Source organism: Poseidonibacter sp., assembly GCF_041821165.1.
In the GTDB taxonomy this organism is placed as follows: domain Bacteria; phylum Campylobacterota; class Campylobacteria; order Campylobacterales; family Arcobacteraceae; genus Poseidonibacter.
On sequence record NZ_JBGUES010000184.1, the window covers coordinates 1 to 4,537 of the forward strand.

The window sequence follows — 4,537 nt, forward strand, 5'->3', positions numbered from 1 at the left end:
GTATTAACTAAAGCAATAAAAGATTCAGAATATTTTGAAACTTTACCATTTTGAGAAAAGGTAATTAAATCATCTAAAAAAGTAACAAGTTGGTTAATTAAATTTGTATAATATATATTTATACTATCTTCATCTATTTGTATAGTTTGTATCTTTGTTCTTTCTTCTTTTAGTTTATTAATATGTTTAAAAAAGATATCTATATTTTTATTTAATTCCTCGCCATATTGTAAAGAATTAAAATCTTTTATAAATGTTTCTAAATTTTTAAATTCTAAATCAGTTTTAGTTTTTTGATTTAATAGTTCATTTTTAAAACTATTACCATAAGAAGAGATATAATTAATTGAAATATTTCTCTCTTTTTGTAGCTCTCTTAGCAAATTATTTGCTTTTATTGTAAATTCTAAATAAGATTGAATTTTATACATACTATTTTTCTCTTCATTTTTAGTATATAAAGAGTTTAGTGATAAAATAATTATACTAATAATAGGAAGAATCAGGATTAATAAAATTTTATTTTGTAGTTTTAACTTATGCATATATACCCCTAAGTATTTCTTTTAGGCGTAATATAATCAAAAGTATTTAAAGAGGATATTAAAGGTTATTTTTTTGTAACCATACTGTAACTTGTAGGTTATTTATAAATTATTTATTATTTTATAGTTATAAAGAAAACTTTATAACTATAATAATTAAAGCTCTACTAAAGCTTTAAAAGTTGCTCCACATCTACCAATATTATCAACATGAACATGAGATCTTTCATCTAATCTTCCATCTTCTAAATACTGATGTTTAATTTCTAAAATTACAGGAGTTGTTACACCTGGAATATCTACAGTATCATAATATTCACATAAAAGCGCACTTTGAGATGATGAAATCATTGGAGGAAAGTTCTCCATTACTTCATTTACCTCTATTTCAAACTTTGAAATTTCACTCTCTTCTTTTGTTAAAGGAATTGCACATTTTTGTACATGGTGTGCATTATCTTTATTTGCAAAACAAATTGTAGCTTTTTTATTTTTTAAAATATTTGCTAATGAATCTTTTGGAATACCAGCTTCTTTTTCACCAATTGCAACAATTACTAATGCAGGATTAGTAGAAATTGGAATAAAATACGAGAATGGTGCTGCATTTAATACACCCTCATCTTCAGTTACAATCCAAGCTATTGGTCTTGGTATTACAGTATCTGACATTATTTTATATCTATTTAAGTCATTTATATCTTTATAATCTAAAATCATCTAAGTCCCTTTGTTTTTTGTAGTAAAATGTATTGAAATCTTGCTAAATAAAAAGATGATATTTTTAATTAGTTAAATTTTTTTATATTAATTAAATTTTAAACTCTGCTTCTACTTGTTTTCCTATTAATTGACCCTTTAAAGTCAAAATAGTATCATTAATAAATTCTTCTCTTTTTAATTTTTTTAATAATTTTTTACCTTCTTTTAGTGAAAATAGACCACTAGCTTCAAGTTTTAAAACAATATCATTTAATGTTTCATCATCATCTTTTTTATATATTCCTAATAATAAAACTTTTTCATTTATATCCATTTGAGTATCCTTGTGTAATAAAAAGCAAAAATCATAAACCCTATTCCTAATAGGATTGTAATTATAGCAAGAGATGTTAAACTTGCCATTAATCCAATAAATAAGGTAGTTATAATGCATGAAAGCATAAAAAACATATCATTGTAAGATATAACTCTACCTAAATATTTTTCTTCACATTTTTCTTGTAATAGTGCATAGGTAAAAGACCATAAAATGGTAGTAAATAAACCTGTAATAAAAACAAAAATTAATGAAAAATAAAAATTAGATTGTGTTAATCCCCAAAAAATTATCGCTAAACCTTGAAAGGCTAATAAATAGTGTAAATTCTCTTTATTTACATATTTAGAAATTAAAACAGGTCCAATCATTAAACCAACAGCTCTTGTTGCATTTGTAATTCCTAAAACTAATGGAACAGCTAAAACATATTTATATTCATTTTTTGCTAATAATGTAACTAGTGTATCAAAAGAAGTTATCCCAACACTAGCATGAAGTAGTATTAAATGCATTATGATTTTATTGTTTTTAATATATAAAAAACCATCTTTAATTAAAAATAAGATTTTATCATGAACTATACTTGCTTTTACAACAAAATCAATTCTAATAAATGCAATAATTGCAACTAAAAAAAACATAGCATCAATAATAAAAGCAGCTTGTATTCCAATAAAATTAACTAATAAGCCACTAATAGCCATACCAGCTGCATAGGTAAATGACCAAATAATTGAGTGTATTTCATTTGCTTTTTGTAAAGCCTTACCTTTTAGAAGTTTTGCAAGAAGTGACATTTCAGTTGAAAAAAACATCGAACCCGCACTCATTCTAATAAATATAAATATCATTAACATCCATATTTCATTTTTATTATCAATAGTTAAAAATAGTAAAGTCATAATAAGTTCAATAAATAATAAAGAAATCATTAATGGCTTTAATTTAAATCTATCAATAATTGCACCAGAAAAAGGTGCTATTAAAACAGCCGGTAAAAAGTGCATAGCAGTTACTGTTGCAATTGCTAAGCTTGATGAACCAAAGTCAACAAGCATAGTGTATATTGCAACATTTGAAAACCATGCTCCAAAATATGCAATAAATTGAACTAAAGATAAATCTCTTATTACCTTATGTTCTTTAAATAATTTACGATAATTCAATGTCTAATAATACCTCTTGATACATAGCAGAAAATGACTCTTCATCCACTTTATTAGGAGTTAAATAGTTTGTATATTTATTTCCTGCATAAAAGAAAGCACACTCTTCTTTTATATCATCACTTATTTTAACTTCAAAAGAAGCCTTACCATATTTTGAAGAAATAAGTACTGTATCATTATCTTTAAATCCACTTGTTGAGTTTAAATATACATAATTATCAACTTTAAACTGTGAGTTTAAAGAAGTTTTACTTTTTGCAGTAATTAAATAAAAGTTATCACTTGTTTTGTTTTTATATAAAGGTTCAATATCAACTTCTTCTATAAATTCAAAGTTTTCAAAGTTTTCTCTTTTAGGTATGTTATTTTCATAATACTCTAATACTTCATCTTCATTTTTTAAAGCTTGTAAATTAAACTGTTCCATTAAATAAGAAGCTAAATCATACTCAGAAATAGTATTTTTTGAAGCTTCATTTATAACTTGTGATTTTGCTTTAAACTCATGACCATAAGATAATCTAAAATCTTTCTTTTCTAAAAAAGAAGATGAAGGAATAATTAAATCAGCATATTCACAAGTATCATTATTTGTTGTAGTAAAACATACTACAAAACTCTTTTTTAAACCATCTATTACACTTTGTGTATTTGGAGCACTTACAACAGGATTTGCACCTTGAATAAATACTAAATCATATAAAGAAAAATCAACTTCAGGTAGTGCTACTTTTTTATTTTTATTTTTATTTTTAAATTCAAACTGTTTTTCATATCCATAGTTTGAATCACTTAAATACCATAATCCACCAGCATCTTTATTATGGTATCCCATAAATGAAGCAAAAGAGTCAATACATCTAACTATTTGTGCGCCCTCAAAATACTTCTGTACTCCAAGTCCAAGCATAATTGCAACTTTTTTATTCTCTATTAAATCAAAAAAATCATTTACTAATGAAAGGGGTACACCTGTTGTTGCTTCATATGAAACAACAGGTCTATTTCTTGATATATCAAAAAACCAATCAGAACCTTCTGTATACTCTTCTAAAAACTCCTCATCTTCTAAATCTTGCATATGCGCAAATCTAGTTAAAAGTAATGCTAGTTCATAATCAGTTTTAGGATTAATTTGCATATGGATTTTTGATTTTTTTGCAATATCTGTTTTAATAGGATCAATTGTTACAAAGGTTTTATCTTTTACTAAATCATACATATGAGAAGAAGTAACAGAAAAATTTCGTCCCCAAACTATAATAATATCTGCATTTAAAAGATTTTGTATTGGAGGATTTATTACAGCTTCTCTACCTTGCTGTATTCCTAATCCTCCACCTCCATCACATAATGAACCTTTTGTTAAAGTAGCACCATATTGTGAAAAAAAGTTTTTAGTAGCACTTTGCATTACACCTAAGTTTCCACTTCCTTTATAAAATAAAGTTTTTGAAGGCTCACTTTGTTTTAATTTATCACTTAAAATATTAAGAGATTCTTCTAATGAAATATCTTGATTATTAAACTTAGCAGAGTTTAGATTTTCTTCTTTTAATAGTTGTGCAAAGTTTACGCATAATTTTGCATTAGTTGTAAAATGTTCTTTACTTCCTTTGATATTATTATCAATAACTTGGGCTTGACATGAATCATAACAGTCTAAAGGACAAGCTACTTTCTTATTTGAATTCAATTTTTACCAACCTTGAGAATGTTTTTGTATTTTCTAAAATTAACTCAACTTTATATGCAGAAATATGTGTTGAATCTGCAATATC

The 4,537-nt window shown here is 25.1% G+C and carries 5 protein-coding genes; all 5 read right to left on the minus strand.

What is annotated here, in order from left to right; genetic code table 11:
* On the minus strand, window positions 1–545 hold a 545-nt coding region (locus ACERKK_RS11470; RefSeq protein ID WP_373773214.1), incomplete at its 3' end, for a nitrate- and nitrite sensing domain-containing protein.
* 156 nt (window positions 546–701) lie between these two features.
* Window positions 702–1,265, minus strand: coding sequence for a flavin reductase family protein (locus tag ACERKK_RS11475; RefSeq protein WP_373773215.1), 564 nt, complete (start codon window positions 1,263–1,265; stop codon window positions 702–704).
* Window positions 1,266–1,356: 91 nt separating this feature from the next.
* A complete protein-coding gene (locus tag ACERKK_RS11480) occupies window positions 1,357–1,581 on the minus strand; it encodes a hypothetical protein (protein ID WP_373773216.1) in 225 nt (74 codons plus the stop codon).
* Window positions 1,572–2,753: an MFS transporter gene (locus tag ACERKK_RS11485; RefSeq protein ID WP_373773217.1), complete on the minus strand. Its 1,182-nt coding sequence runs from the start codon at window positions 2,751–2,753 to the stop codon at window positions 1,572–1,574. Before ACERKK_RS11485 ends, ACERKK_RS11480 begins: the two co-directional genes overlap by 10 nt.
* Window positions 2,740–4,452, minus strand: a complete 1,713-nt coding sequence (locus ACERKK_RS11490; protein WP_373773218.1) for a molybdopterin-dependent oxidoreductase — start codon at window positions 4,450–4,452, stop codon at window positions 2,740–2,742. Before ACERKK_RS11490 ends, ACERKK_RS11485 begins: the two co-directional genes overlap by 14 nt.
* Window positions 4,453–4,537: the final 85 nt, after the last annotated feature.